Below are 18,247 nucleotides of genomic sequence, written 5' to 3' on the forward strand. Positions count from 1 at the left end.
GACAAGCCACCGGTGCGCGAAACACTTTTTAGAAGACTAGCATAAATCGGGGCCCCGCCACCCCTTGGCAAGGGCCCCACCTGGTAACGACCCGTTTCTTGCGAGGGGTGCCTGGCCTAGCCTATCGAGCCCAGGAACTCCCGTGTGCGCTCGGTCTTGGGGTGGTCGAAGACCTCCTCGGGAAGGCCCTGCTCCACCACCACGCCGCCTTCCATGAAGACCACGCGGTCGGCAACGTCGCGGGCGAAGCCCATCTCGTGCGTGACCACGACCATGGTCATGCCGCTGTTGAGCGCGAGGTCGCGCATGACGGCAAGGACGCCGCGGACGAGCTCGGGGTCGAGGGCGGAGGTGGGCTCGTCGAAGAGGAGCACCTTGGGGTGCATGGCCACGGCGCGTGCTATGGCCACGCGCTGCTGCTGGCCACCCGAGAGCTGGGGCGGCTTGAAGTCTGCGCGGTCGGCGAGGCCGACGGCCTCGAGCTGCAGCAGGGCCTCGCGCTCGGCCTCCTCCTTTGACCTCCCCAGGACCTTGGTCTGCCCGATCATCACGTTCTCCTTGGCCGTGAGGTGCGGGAAGAGGTTGAAGCCCTGGAAGACCATGCCCAGGTCGCGCCTGAGCTTGGTGGTGTCGGTCTTGCTCGACCCCGTGATCTCGTGGTCGTCGATGAGGATGTGGCCCGCCGTGGGGGTCTCGAGCAGGTTGATGCAGCGCAGCATGGTGGACTTTCCTGAGCCCGAGGGGCCCAGCACCACGACGATCTCGCCGTTCCAGACGTTGAGGTTGACGTCGCGCAGCACCGGGGTGTCGGTGAAGGTCTTGTTGAGGTGCTCGATGCGCACCACGGGATGCTCGCCCTCCACGAAGTGGTGGCGCGAGAGGGCGCGGTCCTGCGCGATGGCGACGCGCGCCGCCTCGTCGGCGTCCATCGCGGGCGGGACCTCCGCCGCCTCGGGCACTGCCTGGTTCTTCTTCCTAAAGAGCATCTGCGACACCTCCGTCGGTGCGAACGTGCGATCGGAAGGGGGCGGCAAGCGACTCGACCATCGAGGCACGCGGCTCGGGGGCGCCGCCGGCAGGGGCCCCCGAGGCCTTCTCGCCCGTGGCCTCGCCTGGTTCCTTGGGACGGGGCCCGGCCCCGTGCTCGGCGTCGTAGAGGCGCCTCTCCACCACGCCCACCGCCTTGGTGAGCGGCAGGGTCACGATGAGGTAGTAGACCGCAGCGGCGATGTAGGGGGTGATGTTGCCCGACACCGTGGTGAGGTTCTTCGAGAACATCATGAGCTCCATGACGCCCACGGACGAGAGCAGCGACGTGTCCTTGTAAGAGGTGATGAAGTCGCTGGTGATGGTGGGGATCACGCGGCGCACGGTCTGGGGCAGGATGATCCAGAGCATGGTCTGCATGCCCGTCATGCCCAGCGACGCGGAGGCCTCGTACTGCCCCTGGGGGATGGACTGGATGCCAGCACGGAAGATCTCGGCCTGGTAGGCAGAGGAGTTGATGGCGATGACGATGACGCCCAGGACGTTGTTGTCGATGTTGATCCCCAGCATGGGCAGGCCGAAGAACATGATGTAGATCTGCAGGAAGAGCGGGGTGCCGCGCAGGAGGTTGATGTAGACGATCGCGATGGCGCGCAGGACGCGGTGCTTCGAGATCTTCATCAGCGCGAAGGCCAGGCCCAGGAGGATGGCGAAGGGATAGGCGACCACCACGAGGGCGAGGCACACGAGCCAGCCCTGGAAGAGCGAGACGAACGAGGTCACCAGGAGCTGCGGCTTGAAGAACATGTTGAGGAAGGGCACGGAGTTCCACGCCCCGACCCACGCTTGGCCGTCCAACCAGTTGACGACGGCCTGGACCGGCGTGTTCTTGATGATGGAGATGGAGGGCGAGTCGGCGAGGCTGCCGGTGGCACCGCCCGCCGTGGCGTACGACCCGCCCACGGAGTAATCCCCGCCCGCGGCAGGAAACTGCATGTCGGTGACCTCGAGCCTGAGCAGGGAGCCGTCGGGGATGGGGGTCGCGAAGTCGACCTCGAGGCTCGTGCCGGACGGCTTGGCGGTGGCGTCCACGCTCACGCGGTCAAGGCCGTCGAGCACCGTCACGCGGGTGCTGGAGCCGTCGAAGGTCGAGCCCTCGGGAAGGCTCAGGGTGACCGACGAGATGCCCGCAGGGACGTGCACCGTCCCCTCCCAGGTCAGGCGGGTGTCCATGCCGCCGATGACGCCGGAGCCCCCGTTCTCGTTGGGACGGGCGGTGGCCTTCTCCACCATGACGTCGCCGGCATCAGTCGCGGAGGAATCACCCGAGCCTGCGGTGGCTGCCATGGAGGCAGACCCCGCGGAACCCTCGCTCGCGCCGAACCACTTCTGCTCGAGGGCGTCCAGGGTGCCGTCCGCGCGCGCCTCCGCCAGCGCCTCGTCGAGCGCGGCCGTGAGCCTGGGGTTGTCCTTGCTCACCACGATGCCGTACTGCTCCCCCGTGGGGACCTGCAGCGCGACCTTGAGCTGGGAGTAGGAGTTGAGCACCTCGTACTGCATGACGGGCAGGTCGGCCACCGCCGCCTGGTAGAGCCCGCTCTGCACGCCCGTGAGGGCGGCGATGGGGTCGTCCAGCGCCACGACGTTCGCACGGGGCAGGTTCTCGCGCGCCCAGGCCTCCCCGGTCGTGCCCGCCTGGACGGCCACGGTCACGCCAGCCTGGTCGAGCGCGGAGGAGTAGTCCGCCTCGACGGGACCCGCGAGGGCGGCGGAGGTGACGACGCCCTGGTTCGAGTCTATGTAGGCGTCAGTGAAGTCGATCTCTTCCAGGCGCTCGTCGGTGATGGTGAAGTTGGACGCGCCCACGTCGGCCTTGCCGCCCTGCTTGATCATGGGGATGATCGAGTCGAACTTCTGGGCGGGCAGGAACTCGCACTCGAGCCCGAGCTTCTGGGCGAGCGCCTGCATGAGCTCCACCTCGAAGCCCGCTGGGTTGGTGGTCCCCTCCTCTATGTAGTCGAAGGGGGGGTTGGCGAGGTCCGAGACCACGCTCAGCTTGCCCGGGCTCACCAGGCCCAGGTCGTCGCCGGTTCCGCCCGAGGTCGAGGACGATCCCGCGCAGCCCGCAAGCCCCAGGCCGCGGGCCAGGAGCACCGCGAGGACAAGCGTCACCCCCAGGCCCTTGAGCCGCGTCGTGCGCCTGCCGTCCCCCATGACCACCACTCCCTCTAAGAACGTCGCGCGGGACGGGTCTGTGCCAGACTCCGTCCCGCCGCCCGCGTCCCAGTTGGGGCGCGTTTTGGTGGAAGTATAGTTTATGCAACGAATTTTGAAGGGGTTAATTCCAAAATTTGCATAACAGTGGGTGCAATGTTTTAATTTGACGAAACAAAGCCAGGTCGAGAGGACGAAAGGGAGAGGACGGCGGCGAGCCCATCGCCACCATCCCCTCACGCCATCCCAGACGGCGTCGGGACGAGGCCACCCGAGCCCCAGCCCCGCCTACAGGCCCGCGTAGTAGCTCTTGCGCTCCCACTCGGTGACCGTGGCGCTGTACTCGTCCCACTCGCGCCACTTCTGCGCCACGAGGTAGTCGCAGATGTGGTCTCCCAGGGTCTCTCGCATGAGCTCGCTCCTGTCGAAGCGCTTTATGGCGTCGCCGAGGTTTCTAGGCAGGCGACGGAAGCCCCTGCTCGCCAGCTCGCCGTCGTCGAGGCGCTCGAAGCCCGAGAAGGACTCCTCGGGAAGTTCGAGCCCCTCCTCGATGCCGCGGATGCCTGCCGCGAGCGAGACCGCGAGAGCCAGGTAGGGGTTGGCCGTGGGGTCGGGGTTGCGGAGCTCGACCCTGGTGGCCTGGTGCTTGCCCGGCTTGTGGGTGGGTATGCGCACCAGCGCGGAGCGGTTCTTGCGGCCCCAGGTGGCGTACACGGGAACCTCGCCGTTGGAGACGAGGCGCTTGTAGGAGTTCACGGTGGGATTGGTGACCAGCATGAACTCTGGGGCGTACTTGAGGAGTCCCGCCACGTAGTGCTGGGCCAGGGGCGAGAGGTGCGCGGGGTGCTCGGTCTTGGGGGCCCAGAAGAGGTTGTTGCCGTCGTGGTCGAAGAGCGACTGGTAGAGGAACATGCCAGAGCCCGACGCCCCCGTGAAGGGCTTGGGCATGAAGGAGGCCATCATGCCGTGCTCGTGGGCCAGCTGCCTGATGACAAGGCGCGACGTCATGATGTTGTCCGCGCAGGTGACGGCCTCGGAGTAGCGCAGCTCGATCCCGTTCTGGGAGGGGGCGCTGCTGTGGTAGGAGTAGGTCACCGGGATGGACATGTGCTCGAGGCTCAGGGTGGTCTCGCGCCTGAGGTCCATAGCGGAGTCGGACGAGGTCAGGTCGAAGTAGCCCGCATGGTCGAGGGGCACGGGCGTGGGGGCCTTCTCCTGGTCGAAGTAGAAGTACTCGAGCTTGGGACCCACGTTCATGACGTAGCCCTTCTCGTCCGCGGCGGTGAAGACGCGGGTCAGCACCGAGCGGGTGTCCCCCTCGAAGAGCTCGCGGCTGGGCGTGCGGATATCACAGAACATGCGGGCGACGCCGCACTTCTCGGGCCGCCAGGGGAGCACCTGGAAGGTGGTGGCGTCAGGGAAGGCGAGCATGTCCGACTCGTCCTGTGACACGAAGCCGGCCACGGAGGAGCCATCGAAGCCGACCCCCTCCTCGAAGGCCTCCTCGAGGTCCTCGGACGAGATCGAGAACGACTTGAGGTTGCCCAGCACGTCGGTGAACCAGAGCCTGATGAAGCGGACGTCGCGCTTCTCCACCGTCCTCAGGACGAAGTCGATGTTCCTGTCGCCGCTCATGGGCTCCTCCTTGCAGGTCCGTTGGGTCGCGCACGCGTCGGCCCCGACGGTCGCGAGTCATGCCATTCAGACGTTCGCACACAGAGGTTACTCCTCTGTTTCGCACAAGGCGAGAGGGGCCCAGGCGACCGTGGGCGGACGGCCCGACGGAGCGGGGCGCGGCGCGGCAGGCGCTACTTGCCCTCCGTCGCCCGGTCGGCGGAGCCCAGCGCGGCACTGGCGTGCGCGAGCATGTCCTGGGCGGCGGAGCAGCTCCCCTCTCCCGTGGCATGCGCGCTGCAGCTCGACCCCGAGGCGCAGCTCGAGCACTCGGACCCGCCCTTGACGAAGGAGCGGACGCAAAGCCCCAGGAGGGCGATGACAGCAAGCACTATGACGACGTCGGCGATACCCATGTCGGCCTCCAATACTGTTAGTCAAGACAAACTGTAGGCGAATGGCCACCCCTGCGATGCGAGGGGAGGGAAAAGGGCGGGCGCCCGACCGCGAATCCACAGGACCGCGTCGGGCGCCCACCCCGAAAGCCCGCGCCCGGAGGCCCAGGGACTAGCGAACGTTGTAGAACGCGGAGAGGCCGGCGTAGTCGGCAGAGCCTGCCAGGGAGTCCTCGATGCGGAGGAGCTGGTTGTACTTCGCCACGCGGTCGGAACGCGCGGGGGCACCGGTCTTGATCTGGCCTGCGTTGGTGGCGACGGCCAGGTCGGCGATGGTGGTGTCCTCGGTCTCGCCGGAGCGGTGGCTCACGATGCAGGTGTAGCCAGCGCGCTGGGCGGTCTGCATGGCCTCCAGGGTCTCGGTCAGGGTGCCGATCTGGTTGACCTTGATCAGGATGGCGTTGCCGGCACCGAGCTCGATGCCCTTCTTCAGGCGGGCGGTGTTGGTGACGAAGAGGTCGTCGCCCACGAGCTGGACCTTCTTGCCCAGGCGCTCGGTGAGCTTCACCCAGCCGTCCCAGTCCTCCTCGGCGAGGCCGTCCTCGATGGAGATGATGGGATACTTCTCGACGAGCTCCTCCCAGTAGTCGACCATCTGGTCACTGGTGAGCGAGCGGCCCTCGCCCTTGAGCTCGTACAGTCCGGTCTCCTTGTCGTACACCTCACTGGTCGCGGGGTCCATGGCAAACATGAAGTCCTTGCCAGGCGTGAAGCCCGCCTTCTTGACGGCGGCCATGAGGTACTCGAAGGGCTCGGCATTGCTCTTGAGGTCGGGGGCAAACCCTCCCTCGTCGCCCACGCCGGTGGAGAGGCCGGCGTCCTTCAGCACGCCCTTCAGGGTGTGGTAGACCTGTGCGCACCAGCGCAGGGCCGTCTTGAAGTCGGGGGCGCCCACGGGCATGATCATGAACTCCTGGAAGTCCACGTTGTTGTCGGCGTGAACACCGCCGTTGAGGACGTTCATCATGGGCGTGGGAAGGGTGTGGGCGTTGACGCCGCCCAGGTAGGCATAGAGGGGCTGGCCGGCAGAGACGGCCGCGGCGCGGGCGGCGGCAAGCGAGCAGCCCAGGATGGCGTTGGCACCGAGCTTCGCCTTGTTGGGGGTGCCGTCTGCGGCGATCAGGGCCGCGTCCACGGCACGCTGGTCGGCGGCGTCGACGCCCACCAGGGCCTCGTTGCACTCGTTGTTCACGTGCTCGACTGCCTCGAGCACTCCCTTGCCCTGGTAGCGCGCGTCGTCGCCGTCGCGAAGCTCGACGGCCTCGAACTCGCCGGTGGAGGCGCCGGAGGGGACGATGGCGCGACCCACGGACCCGTCGGCGAGGGCGACCTCGACCTCGACGGTGGGGTTGCCGCGCGAGTCCAGGACCTCGCGACCGTAGACATCAATGATTTCGCTCATGGGAAGAACCTTTCTCTAGGCTTCGGACCCCATGTCTGGGAACCTGTTAGGCACGTCTTACTTGTTCCCCCGAGTGCGCTTGCGCACGTCTCGCCTGCGCTCTTCACGCTTTCTTCACAGGCGAGAGGAACGCGAGCCAGGCTCCAGGCTAGGCCAGGAGCCTCTCCCCCAGGGCCCTGAGCTCACCAAGCGCCTCGTCGTCGGGTTCGAGGTTGGCGATGACGGTGCCGACCACGTTGACGCCGGCGTCCTCCGCAGCAGACTTCCAGGTCTCCATCCACTCGCCCGTACCCCAGTCGTAGCTGCCGAAGAGGCCGACGGGCCTCTCGCCCAAGGCGGGCAGGCAGTCGTTCCAGACCTCCTCGAAGTCCGGGTCCAGCTCCTCGTCGCCCATGGCAGGGCAGCCGAAGGCCAGCGCGTCGTAGTCCGCGACGGAGTCCGCCGAGAACGACGAGACCTCGACGGCCTCCGTCCCCATGGCGTCCGCCAGGGCGTTTGCCATGGCCTCCGTGTTTCCCGACTGGCTCCAGTAGACGACCGCTGTCTTGCTCATGTCTCTCCTCCTTGCTCGTGGTTGGACATCGCCTGTGCGATGCGCGGGCGGGTGCCGGAGAGGTGCCAGGACCCGCCCGCGCGTCACGCAGGGCCTACGAGAGGAGTGCCGCCAGGCTCAGGCCCGAGGCGAAGCGCCTGCGGCAGCGCTCCTCGCTCGCGGCCACCCTCCCGAAGCGGCGACGCGCCTCGCTGGCGCTGCCATAGGCCTTCCAGGGACCGCGGCAGGTCTCCCGCCCACCCGAGATGTAGCCCCTGACGTCCTCGAGGGGGTACCCCAGGAGCACGCCCACCTCATGGGGGAAGCGCGGCTCGATGCCCAGGTGGAAGGCAGCGAGGCGATGGCGGAAGCAGCCCACCAGCTCGGACGCGCTCCCACAGCGGTAGCCCGACGCCTCGAGGAAGGAGCTGAGCTCCGGGTCGCGGACGATTCCCTCCACGAGGGAGGAGCGCCAGACGAGGAGCTGCACGCGGTCCCCCGCGTGGCCGAGGACGGTGAGGTCCAGGCCATGGAGGGGAAGCTCGCGCGCGTAGGCGGCAATCGTCTCCCTCAGGCGGGCCTTGCGGCAGGCCGCGTTCCCACAGTCGCAGGCGGGAGGTCTGAACGAGAAGAGCGCCGCGGGCTTGGTCCCCTCGATCACGGCGGCGCAGCAGCGCACAAGGGTGGTGGCGAAGGCGTGCGCGAGGGCGCTCTGCTCCGCGTCGCAGCCCTCGAGCGGCGCATGGACCAGTCGCACCGACATCGCGCTCTTTCCGCTCATTGGATCACCCCTTATGAGCCCCGGGGACGACGCGCTCGGCGACGTCCCCGGGCAAAGTGACAAAAAGAGCGCCGCTCGCGCAGGAAAGGGGGGACGCGGGCGGCGCTTGAGGACCTGTTCGCAAGACGGGGAGAGGGTCCGCTTGCGCCAGGTAGGGATAAACGAGTTGCCGTGGGTCGCGCGCCTTTGCGCCTCCCACTCCCCTCGGGCCGTCCTTACCTGCCCTCGGGGCTTTTTGTTAACTCGCGTTAACTCCTGCTGGCAAGTAGAGTACACCAAAGCTAACTAATGTCGAGCGAAAGGCCGGCAGGCGTCCGATTGGAGCATTCATGGCGCTTCGTCGCAGGTGGGAATCCCGCGCGGCGTGCGATTCGGGAAGCCGCCGCTCACGCGCTTGCGCTTTCTCGCGAGCGTCGTCCCGATGCGGCCTGCGTCACCATACGGCACCGCCGCTCGCACGACTGCGCTCTCATGCGAAGAGAGGTGCCGTCCTCCCAGTTGGAGCCCCTCTCCCCTCCCACAGAATCCTTTTGGTGCGAAGGAAGCGGGTCGCATGACGCATGGAAGGGCCTGACGAGGCTGCCAGCGCATGCCCCTCGGCACGTCATGCCGCCCCAAGGCTTATCATTCAAGCTGTAGCAGGCAGCTGAGGGGAGAACCCTCCCCCAACGAGAAGGGAATGCCATGGCAAACGACGAGTACATGCACCTCGTGATCATCCGTCACGGAGAGAGCGAGTGGAACAAGCTCAACCTCTTCACCGGCTGGACCGACGTCGACCTCACCGAGACCGGACACGAGGAGGCCGCCGCTGGCGGGCGCGCCCTCAAGGAGGCAGGCTACGACTTCGACGTGTGCTACACCTCGCTGCTCAAGCGTGCCATCCACACCCTCAACCACGTCCTCGACGAGATGGACCGCAACTGGCTGCCCGTCCACAAGACCTGGCGCCTCAACGAGCGCCACTACGGTGCCCTCCAGGGCCTGAACAAGGCCGACGCCGCCGCCGAGCACGGCGACGAGCAGGTCAAGATCTGGCGTCGCTCCTTCGACGTCTGCCCGCCCGCGCTGGAGCCCGGCGACGAGCGCGACCCCCACGTCCAGGACCAGTTCCGCGACGTGCCGCAGGAGGACCTCCCCTACACCGAGTGCCTCAAGGACACCATCGCCCGCGCCTGGCCCTACTTCGAGCAGGAGATCAAGCCCCAGCTCGAGGCCGGCAAGCGCGTCCTCATCGCCGCGCACGGCAACAGCCTGCGCGCCCTCGTGATGCAGTTCGAGCACCTGACCCCCGAGCAGATCCTCGAGGTCAACATCCCGACGGGCATCCCCTGCTCCTACACCTTCGACAAGGACTGGAACGTCGTCGACAAGCACTACATCGGCGACCCCGCCACCATCGAGGCGAAGATCAACGCCGTCGCCAACCAGGGCAAGGCCAAGAAGTAGCCTCCGTTCGCACGCGAGCGTCTTCGGGGCCCCGCATCAGTGCGGGGCCTTTTTCTGTGCACGGAAATGCTGCCCTGTTTGGGACAGTTCTCGTGGGGTAGTAAGTGCCTGGCAAACATTAGCCACCCCTAACTCACGGAGGAAGCAATGAACCACAAGCTCATCGACCTCGAGAAGACCGTCTACGAACTCTGCTCCGAACTCCCCGAGTTCAAGGACGTCATGGCAACGCTCGGCTTCGACGAGATAACCAAGCCCGGCAGGCTCCAGACCATGGGTCGCCTCATGACCATCCCCAGGGGCTGCAAGGCCAAGGGAATCGACCTCGACGAGGTCATCTCGGGCCTCAAGGCGGCAGGCTTCTCCGTCAAGGGTCACGAGGACGAGCCAGGGCACGCCCCCGCAGCCGAGGTGGCAGAGGAGACCCCCGAGCAGCGCCAGGCGCTCCTCACCAGCTACCTCGAGCGCCTCGGCGCCGGCGAGGACGTCGAGGACGTGCGCGAGGACTTCGCCCTCCACTTCGCCAACGTCTCGGGCGGCGAGATCGCCGCGGCCGAGCAGGCCCTCATCTCGGGCGGCGTTCCCGTCGAGAAGGTGCAGCGCCTCTGCGACGTGCACGCCACGCTCTTCGAGGGCAGCGTGTCCTGCGCGCCCGGCCTCTCGGGCACGGACCCCCAGGACAGGCCCGGCCACCCCGTCCACACCCTGCGCAGCGAGAACGAGCAGATACTCAAGCTGATCGAGGGGCTTCGAGACGACGTCGACCTCTCCCGCGCGGCCAAGGGTGCCGACGTCGTTCGCGCGCTCGCCCAGAAGCTGCGTGCGGACGCGGACCTGCTCGCCGCGATCTTCCCGCACTACAAGCGCAAGGAGGAGCTCCTCTTCCCCCACCTCGAGCGTCACGGCGTCACGGGCCCCTCGAAGGTCATGTGGGGCAAGGACGACGAGGTCCGCGAGCTCGTGGGTGACCTGAGGCAGATGACGGAGGCCCTTGCGAGCTCCGGTGACGCGGCGGGGCTCGCCGCAGCCGCGGACACGCTCGCCGCTGCCTGCGAGGGGGCGGAGTCCATGGTCAGCAAGGAGGAGAACGTCCTCGTGCCCCTCTCGCTCGAGACCCTGGGAGCATCCGAGTGGACGCAGATCGCCGAGGAGAGCGGCGAGTTTGGCTACGTCCTGATTGACGAGCCTCCCGCGTGGCGCGCCTCCGCGCTCGAAATCGCCGAGGAGAGGCTCAACGCCGGCGCGTCCGCCCCCGTCCCCGAGGCGCCCCAGGCGGACGGCACGCAGAAGGTCAGGCTCTCCACGGGAGAGTTCAGCGTCGCCCAGATAGAGGCCGTCCTCAACACCATCCCCCTCGACCTCACCTTCGTCGACGCCGACGACAAGACCCGCTACTTCAGCCACGGGGACACGCGCGCCTTCCCGCGCCCGATGAGCTGCCTGGGACGCGACGTCTACGACTGCCATCCCCCCAAGAGCCAGGCCATGGTCCACAAGGTGTTCGAGGACTTCCGCAGCGGTGCCAAGGACAGCTTCGAGTTCTGGATCCACAGGGGCGAGCAGTTCCTCTACATCCGCTACTTTGCCGTGAGGGACGAGGGGGGCAGGTACCTGGGCGCGCTCGAGACCACCCAGGACATCGCCCACATCCGCTCCCTCGAGGGCGAGAACCGCCGCGGTGCCGACCAGCGCCGCGCGGAGGCGGAGTAGCGCGACGACGGAGACACGCTAGCGCAGGATACGAAAACAGCATTCTGCGGGAAATGCTGTCGTTTTTCGCGTTTGGCCTGTTGGCGCACCGGGATGACAGCATTTCACGGGATTTGCGGTCTTCTCTCGCCCACATGGCGCGGCCAGCAGGAAGGCGGGGCAGGCCCTTACTCGACGGGGGTCTTCTCTCGCCCGCATGACGCGGCCCCCGTCCCCTGGGAGACGGAGGCCGCGCTCCTTGTCGCGTCGTCGCTGGCGGCGCGTCGCAAGCTACTCCTGGACCTTGAGCGCCTCCGAGAGGGAGACCCTGCGAATGTTGCGCAGGTGAATCAGGGCGACGATGCCATAGGTGGCGAATCCGATGGCCACCAGCTCCGCCAGGTGCTGGGGTGCGTACCAGAGCGTCCAGTTCCCGGAGTAGCTGACCATCATGAACTTCATTATCAGCCTGAAGAGGCTCACGATCCCGCCAAGGCTCAGCACCAGGGTCAGGGCCACCACCGTGGTGATCGAGCGGATGTAGAGACGGGCGACCTCGCCGTCCTGGTAGCCGAACACCTTCATGTACGAGATCGAGCGGGCGGACCTGTCGATGACCGTCTTGGTGAGCAGGTACATGACCACCAGGTAGAAGGGCACCGAGAGGGCGACCATGGTGTTCATGATGTCGCCCATGGACTCCTGGATCTGGTCGACGACCTTGAGCATCTCCTGCGGCGTGATCTCCTTGGCGACGAAGCGGGGATCGAGGTCGAGGGCCTCGTCCGACGCATAGCCGTTGAAGTAGTCGTCCGGCTCCCCCATCAGCGCGCAGAAGTCCGCACGCGACAGGTATGCGTCCATGTTGGTGTCGCCGCCCGTGATCCCATCCACCCTGAGGTCATAGGTCTTGCCCTCGAAGCGGTCGACGAAGGGATAGGTCTGCCCGACCCTGAGGTCGCACTTCTGGGACAGTCCCCTGCCCACGACCACCCCGCCGCGCGAGAGCTGCACGTCAGACCAGTAGCGCGACGGCTCCTCGATGCCATAGAGCGTGATCTGCTCCATCGAGTCGGCGAGGTTGCGCTTGACCTCGAGGCTTGCAGCGGCAAATCGCTCGGCCTGCGCGATGCGCTCGGGAGAGTTCTCGCGCACGTTGACCGCCCGGTCGTCCGGGTTGACCGTCTGCGCCTTGACCGCGAGGCCCAGGAGTGTCGCGGGGTCGAGTGCCTGGACGTCCTCCGCGCTCGAGGTGGAGAGCGTCTCCGCAGCCTCGAACGCCGCACGCTCGTCGGCACTCCCATCGAGGCGCAGCGGCGCCTTGAGCAGGTACACGTGCTGGGCGGGAACCGACTGGCTCATGGTGCGGGCGACGTGCTCGACGGTGGGCAGCATGATCAGACCCATCAGAAGGAGGATGCTTCCCACCGAGATGCCCAGGAAGAGGATGACGAACTGGGAGATGTTGCGCAGGAACACGCGCGCCCTGAAGCGCAGGGAGAAGCCCCAGGAGCTGGGGAGGTGCACGCGGCCGAGGCCCCTGCGATGGGAGGTCTCGTGCCGCAGGAACGCCAGGGGGGTCGCACCCAGCTTGCGCAGCAGGCCGAAGAAGGTGATGAGCACCAGCATGCCCAGGGGAATGAGCGTCGTCATCAGGAAGACGCGCGGCTGGAAGGTCACCACATACGGAGGCAGGCTGTAGCTACGCATGTACAGGTTGCCCATGGGCTTGATCAGGAACGCGTAGCCCACGACGTTGCCGACGACGCAGGCGACCGTCCCCACCAGGACGGGCAAGGTGAGGTAGTGCCGCAAGATCTCCGAGCGGCGCCAGCCCGAGGCGAGCAACGTGCCTATCGCCGAGCTCTGCTCCTCGATGGTGGCGTTGGTGAGCACCACGAATACGAAGGCCATGATGAGCACGAGCAGGACCAGCATGACCTCCCACATGCCCTGGTCATGGACCACGTCGTCCTGGCTGAAGGTGATGGCCTGGTTGGCCTCGCGGTCCACGATGCTCGAGATCGACGCGCCGTTCTGGTTGACGGCCTCTGCCACCTTCTTCTCGAGCTCGACCCTCTGGGGAAGCGCCATAGAGCGGTCGTCCAGTACCGCCGAATAGCGCCACTGGGCCGAGCTTCCCACCAGCTGGTCGAAGTCGTCGTCAGAGAGCTGCGAGACCGAGAAGCTCTGGTTGTTGTACATGAGGTCGGAGTTGTGGACCATCTGGGTGGGATAGTCCGAGAGCGTCATGACGCCACTGATGGCGAAGTCCCTCCCGTCCACGGTGACGTGGTCCCCCACCCGCAGCCCGTTGTTCTCGCAGAACGTCCGGTCGAGCGCGATCTGGCCCCTCGAGTTCGGCTCCTCCCCCTCCACGTATATGGGAAGGTCGAAGTCTCGCCTGACGCGCATCGCGCGGACGGTGCCGGTTCCCTCCTCCCCGGACGCCTTCCTCCAGCCCATCGTGAGGTCACGGTAGAAGTTCTCGTGCACCGTCATCCCCAGTGCCCCTACGGCCCTCACTGCCTTCTTGGGAGCCTCGAAGTCACAGTCGAACTGCAGGTCTTCGACGACATACCTGTCGCGCATGCCCTCGATGGTCGCCTGGAGCGACGATGCGGCGACCATGTAGCCGGTCACCATGGCGGAGATGAGGAAGAGGAGGGCAAAGATGCCCAGGTACTTCCCGAGGTCCGCCTTGAGTTCGCGTGGGATACGCCTGTCGAGTGGGTTCCTCATGGCGACTACCAGCTCAGCTCGGAGGCGGGCTTGATCGTCTGGTTCGTATGCTCCGAGACGATCTGTCCGTCGCGCAGCTGGAGCACGCGATGGGACATGTACTGGATGGCCTCGTTGTGGGTGACGATGACCATCGTGCAGCCATAGCGCTGGTTGACGTCCTCCATAAGCTGGAGGATCTCCTTGGATGTCTTGTAGTCGAGGGCGCCCGTGGGCTCGTCGCAGAGCAGGAGGCGGGGGGCCTTGACCAGGGCGCGACCTATGGCGCAGCGCTGCTGCTGGCCACCCGAGACCTGGTTGGGGAACTTGTCGCGATGGTCCCAGAGGCCCAGGGACTCGAGGAGCTCGTCCATGGGTAGGGGCTTGGAGGAGAGGTAGGCGCAGACCTCTATGTTCTCCCTGATCGTGAGGTCTGGGACGAGGTTGTAGAACTGGAAGACGAAGCCGAGCTCACGACGGCGATACTCGACGAGCTCGCGCCTAGAGAGGGTCGTGAGCTCCTCCCCGCCCACGCGGATGCTGCCGGAGTCGGCGGACTCCAGGCCGCCCACGAGGTTGAGGAAGGTCGACTTGCCTGATCCCGAGGGACCCAAGAGCGTGCAGATCTCGCCTGACCGCACGCCTGTGCAGATGCCCCTGAGGACCTCCACGTGAGCCTCTCCCGACCCATAACCCTTTCTGAGGTCCGTGACCTCAAGGTAGGCTGCGTCACCCATGCGCTTCCCATCCACGTAAAAGTTAGCCTGCGCTTACCGATTATAGGAGGGTGATGGCCCAAATGACAGGACGGAAACGGGGAGTATCGGGCGCAGTCGGGCAGTTGGGGAAGCTAGGCGACCCCTCCCTCCCCCACTCGCAGCAAGTGGCGCGTGTTGAGGGCCACCGCGCCCAGCGTGGAGGCGTTGTGCAGGTAGGCGGCGGTCGTGAGGGATATGGCGCTAGCAACTCCCAGGGCGATGAGCGCGGAGTTGAAGCCCACTATGAAGCCGTAGTCGCGACGGATGCGGCCCATGAGGCGCTGGGAGAGGAGACGCATGGTCACCAGGGACTCGAGCGACGAGTCCAGCACCGAGACGTCGGCCACGGCGCGGGCGATGTCGCTCGCGTCAGAGAGGGCGACCGAAACATTTGCCGCAGCAAGTGCCGGCGAGTCGTTGATGCCGTCGCCCACCATGATGACGGTGTGGCCCTCGTCGCGCAGCGCCTGCACATAGCCACTCTTGTCCTCTGGCAGCACCTGCGCATGGTAGCTGTCGATGCCGACGGAGGAGGCGACGTGGGCGGCGCAGGACTCGGAGTCGCCCGTGAGCATGACCACCTTCTGGATGCCGAGCCCCCTGAGGCGCGCGATGGTCGCGGCAGCCTCGCCGCGCAGCGGGTCGCTGATGCAGATGGCACCCACGAGCTCGCCGCCGAGCGCCAGGTAGACAACCGAGGCGGTGGGCATGGCCTCCTGGATGGTCTCCTCGAGGTCGTCCGGCTTCGCGATTCCCTCGTCCTCGAAGAGGAAGTGGGCGCTGCCTATGAGCGCCTCGAGCCCGTCCACCTGCGTCGAAATGCCATGCGCGACCACGTAGTTGACCTTGGCGTGCAGTTCGTCCTCGTGGCTGAGGCCACGGCGGGCCGCCTCGGCCACGATGGCGCGCGCCATGCTGTGGGGGAAGTGCTCCTCTATGCATGCCGCGTAGCGCAGCACGGTGTCCTCGTCCGCACCGGTGAGGCTCAGCACCCCCTCGACGCGCGGAGAGGCATGGGTGAGGGTGCCGGTCTTGTCGAAGACGACGGTGTCCGCTGTGGCGAGGGCCTCGAGGTACTTGCCGCCCTTGACCACGATGCTGCGCTTGGAGGCCTCGTCGATGGCGCTCATGACCGCGACGGGAGTCGAGAGCTTGATGGCGCAGGAGTAGTCGACCATGAGCACGGCCATGGCCTTCGTCACGTTGCGCGTCAGGGCCAGAATCGCGAAGAACGAGAGGAAGCTGTAGGGCACCAGCGCGTCAGCAAGGTGCTCCGCCTTGCTCTGGACGCCCGCCTTGAGCTCGGAAGACTGCTCGACCATGGTCACGATGCCGTCGATGCGCGCGTCCCCCGGAGCAGCGGTCACGCGAACGAGGAGGTCCCCGTCCTCGAGGGCGGTGCCCGCATAGACCGTGGACCCCGCCGACTTGTGCACCAGGCGTGACTCGCCGGTCATGGACGCCTCGTCTATCTGTCCCTCCCCGTCCACCACCGTGCCGTCGACGGGAAGCACGCTCCCCTGGGGAAGGTGAAGCACCTGGCCACGCTCGACCTCGTCCATGGAGATGCGCACGTCCCTGCCATCGACCACGGCCCAGACGTTCTCGGCGCGCGTGATGAGACCGTCCTTGAGGGCGAGGTGGGCGCGGCTCTGCACGTGCCTCTCCAGGACCGAGGAGAGCTGCAGCAGGAACATGACCGTGTCGGCCTCGCCGAAGCTGCGCCTCAGGAGCGACGCCACCACGGCGGTGGCGTCGAGCACTTCGACCGTGATCTCGCCGCGCGCAAGACGCCTCAGACCCTCCGCGATGAAGCCGACGGAGCGCATGAGCGTCCATGCGTGGCGCAGGGGGGCAGGAAGAAGCAGGCTCCGTATGCCACGCCAGGCGATGAGGCCGCCCAGGCGCAGGGCAAAGCGGTTGTTCTCGGCCGCGATCTCGATGGCGTTCGCGTACGACTCGATGCCCACTTCCGCAGTCGGAAGCCTGAGGACGTCGAGGCCGTCTACCACGCCGAGGACGCGCTCGCGACAGGACGGGTCAAAGACCACCAGGACCGACCCGTTGGCAGGGTGGACCTCCGCATGCCTCACGCCGGGACTGCGCATGAGCGCGTATGCGACGCCACGCGCCTCCTCGTCTCCAAAGAGGTTGGAGCCGCAGCGCAGGCGCAGGCGGCCAGGAAGGTCAGAGATGATCTTGTAATGCATGAAGGGCTATGCCTCGCAACCCTCGGCATCGACCTTGGCAGTGACCTCCTCGCGGATCCTTGCCTCCTCGACGGCAAGGCGCTCCTTTACGGCTGAGTCGATCTTCGCCCTGCGGCGAGCCTCGGCCGTGGCGTCGTTCGCGTCGTCCACGATGCTCTGGGTCTCGGCCGTCACGGCGGCGTCGACCTTCATCGCGCAGGTGGCAACGGCGACGGCACCCTTGTGGAGCAGCCCCGTGCTCGCGAGCTTTGCGACCGTCCCTGCGACGGCGGCGCCCCCGACGGCGAACCAGATGTGATGAGCGTGCATGACTACTCCCTCTCTCTCGTGGCACAAGGTCGCCTTGGTTGACATTGTGCAGCAGTCATCCCTCTCGTACGCTAAGGCAGCGTCGAGAGAATTCACAACTCCGAGAGGATGCACCGCTCCAATCGGACGCGCTACTTGGACGGTCTTCTGGGGAGTGTGCCGTTCTCGATGCGCGAGAGGTGTCCGTGCGACGATGCTCCGAGGCAGACCTCAGACCATGTGGCGCGCCCTCCAGACGCTGGGAGAGCAGCCCATGCAGGCGGAGAAGGCACGGGAGAACTTGGACGGGTTGGAGTAGCCCACGGCTGCCGCGACCTCGGAGACGCCCAGCCGGCCGTCCCCCAGAAGCTCCGCCGCACGCCTCATGCGCTGCCTGCGGTACCAGGAATAGACGGGACTGCCGAAGGTCTCGCGGAAGGACTGCTTGAGCACGGTGGGCGAGCTTTCGCAATGCTCCGCCAGCTGCTCGATGGTGAGCGGCGTGGAGAGGTCGCGCATGAGCTCGCCCTGGGCGCGATAGGCGATCTGCCGATGCGACTGGCGGACGGGCGGACGGCTGACGGAGCCCGTGAGCTCGATGTGCGAGAGGAGACGAAGCAGCTCCACGACCTTGAGCCTGAGGTAGCCCTCACGACCCCGCTCCGGGGCGCCGTTCAGCTCGAAGAGCACATGGACGAGCTCGGGATGCCCGTCCAGGGAGGCCACCGTGGTGCCCATGCGGGAAAGAAGAGCCAGGCCCTCGGCATCCACGCCGAACTCGGCGAGCGCCTCTCCCTCCTCCCGCGCGATGCGCCCCAGGTCAAGCAGCAGGACGATGCCCCCTAGCTTGCGCAGCTGCAGGGGATGGACGCCTTCTCCCCTTCCGCGAAGCGCCAGGAGCGTCTTGGACCGGGGCGACGAGGACGAGGCGCACCTGGGATGGGCGGGGCGGATGCCTTCCTTGCAATAGATGAGGAGGAGCTCCCCGTCACTCCAGCGAAGGCAGGAGTCCGCGGCGTTCGTTCCCTTCGCGAGGGGGCTCGAGATGGCGAGACGGGCGCCCCTCAGGGGCTCGAAGACCTCGACCGACCTCTGCGTCCGCTCCATTTCCGCTCTCTCCTCGTTCATGAGAAGGCGCGCCACCCAC

The 18,247-nt window shown here is 66.7% G+C and carries 14 protein-coding genes; 2 read left to right on the forward strand and 12 right to left on the reverse strand.

Translation table 11 applies throughout. The features are described 5' to 3' along the window. Positions 1-116: 116 nt before the first annotated feature. The 7 genes from ACMPH2_RS07805 to ACMPH2_RS07835 all read right to left on the reverse strand — a co-directional run bounded on the left by ACMPH2_RS07805 (position 117) and on the right by ACMPH2_RS07835 (position 7,985). On the reverse strand, positions 117-986 hold the full coding sequence (locus ACMPH2_RS07805) for an amino acid ABC transporter ATP-binding protein (protein WP_009277916.1): 870 nt from the start codon (positions 984-986) through the stop codon (positions 117-119). Then, a complete protein-coding gene (locus tag ACMPH2_RS07810) occupies positions 976-3,201 on the reverse strand; it encodes an ABC transporter permease subunit (protein WP_417119125.1) in 2,226 nt (741 codons plus the stop codon). Before ACMPH2_RS07810 ends, ACMPH2_RS07805 begins: the two co-directional genes overlap by 11 nt. A 288-nt stretch (positions 3,202-3,489) precedes the next feature. Then, entirely contained in the window at positions 3,490-4,836 is a 1,347-nt protein-coding gene (locus tag ACMPH2_RS07815) for a glutamine synthetase family protein (RefSeq protein ID WP_417119126.1), read from the reverse strand. 173 nt (positions 4,837-5,009) lie between these two features. Further along, positions 5,010-5,231 (reverse strand): FeoB-associated Cys-rich membrane protein, encoded by a 222-nt coding sequence (locus tag ACMPH2_RS07820; protein ID WP_417119127.1) that lies wholly within the window; start codon positions 5,229-5,231, stop codon positions 5,010-5,012. Positions 5,232-5,382: 151 nt separating this feature from the next. After that, the gene (gene eno, locus ACMPH2_RS07825; protein ID WP_417119128.1) at positions 5,383-6,672 is read right to left on the reverse strand and encodes a phosphopyruvate hydratase; all 1,290 of its coding nucleotides are present in this window, start codon (positions 6,670-6,672) and stop codon (positions 5,383-5,385) included. 148 nt (positions 6,673-6,820) lie between these two features. Continuing rightward, entirely contained in the window at positions 6,821-7,225 is a 405-nt protein-coding gene (locus ACMPH2_RS07830) for a flavodoxin domain-containing protein (RefSeq protein ID WP_417119129.1), read from the reverse strand. A gap of 94 nt (positions 7,226-7,319) precedes the next feature. Further along, on the reverse strand, positions 7,320-7,985 hold the full coding sequence (locus ACMPH2_RS07835; protein WP_303133196.1) for a DUF3793 family protein: 666 nt from the start codon (positions 7,983-7,985) through the stop codon (positions 7,320-7,322). Positions 7,986-8,669: 684 nt separating this feature from the next. On the opposite strand from ACMPH2_RS07835, the gene gpmA reads away from it, so the two are divergent. Beyond that, the gene (gene gpmA / locus ACMPH2_RS07840) at positions 8,670-9,434 is read left to right on the forward strand and encodes a 2,3-diphosphoglycerate-dependent phosphoglycerate mutase (RefSeq protein ID WP_062529607.1); all 765 of its coding nucleotides are present in this window, start codon (positions 8,670-8,672) and stop codon (positions 9,432-9,434) included. A gap of 147 nt (positions 9,435-9,581) precedes the next feature. Beyond that, a complete protein-coding gene (locus ACMPH2_RS07845) occupies positions 9,582-11,144 on the forward strand; it encodes a DUF438 domain-containing protein (protein ID WP_417119130.1) in 1,563 nt (520 codons plus the stop codon). A gap of 270 nt (positions 11,145-11,414) precedes the next feature. Here the strand turns inward: ACMPH2_RS07845 and ACMPH2_RS07850 are convergent, their stop codons facing one another. The 5 genes from ACMPH2_RS07850 to ACMPH2_RS07870 all read right to left on the reverse strand — a co-directional run bounded on the left by ACMPH2_RS07850 (position 11,415) and on the right by ACMPH2_RS07870 (position 18,207). Beyond that, complete coding sequence (locus ACMPH2_RS07850; RefSeq protein ID WP_417119131.1) at positions 11,415-13,865, reverse strand: ABC transporter permease; 2,451 nt, start codon at positions 13,863-13,865, stop codon at positions 11,415-11,417. Positions 13,866-13,870: 5 nt separating this feature from the next. Continuing rightward, entirely contained in the window at positions 13,871-14,581 is a 711-nt protein-coding gene (locus tag ACMPH2_RS07855) for an ABC transporter ATP-binding protein (RefSeq protein ID WP_417119132.1), read from the reverse strand. 113 nt (positions 14,582-14,694) lie between these two features. Next, entirely contained in the window at positions 14,695-16,812 is a 2,118-nt protein-coding gene (locus tag ACMPH2_RS07860) for a heavy metal translocating P-type ATPase (protein WP_417119133.1), read from the reverse strand. A 6-nt stretch (positions 16,813-16,818) separates the two neighbouring features. Beyond that, positions 16,819-17,121, reverse strand: coding sequence for a hypothetical protein (locus ACMPH2_RS07865; RefSeq protein WP_009277928.1), 303 nt, complete (start codon positions 17,119-17,121; stop codon positions 16,819-16,821). 210 nt (positions 17,122-17,331) lie between these two features. Further along, a complete protein-coding gene (locus tag ACMPH2_RS07870) occupies positions 17,332-18,207 on the reverse strand; it encodes a helix-turn-helix transcriptional regulator (protein ID WP_417119134.1) in 876 nt (291 codons plus the stop codon). Positions 18,208-18,247 lie beyond the last annotated feature (40 nt).

The organism is Olsenella phocaeensis, assembly GCF_048189965.1.
Classification (GTDB): Bacteria; Actinomycetota; Coriobacteriia; order Coriobacteriales; family Atopobiaceae; genus Olsenella_I; species Olsenella_I phocaeensis.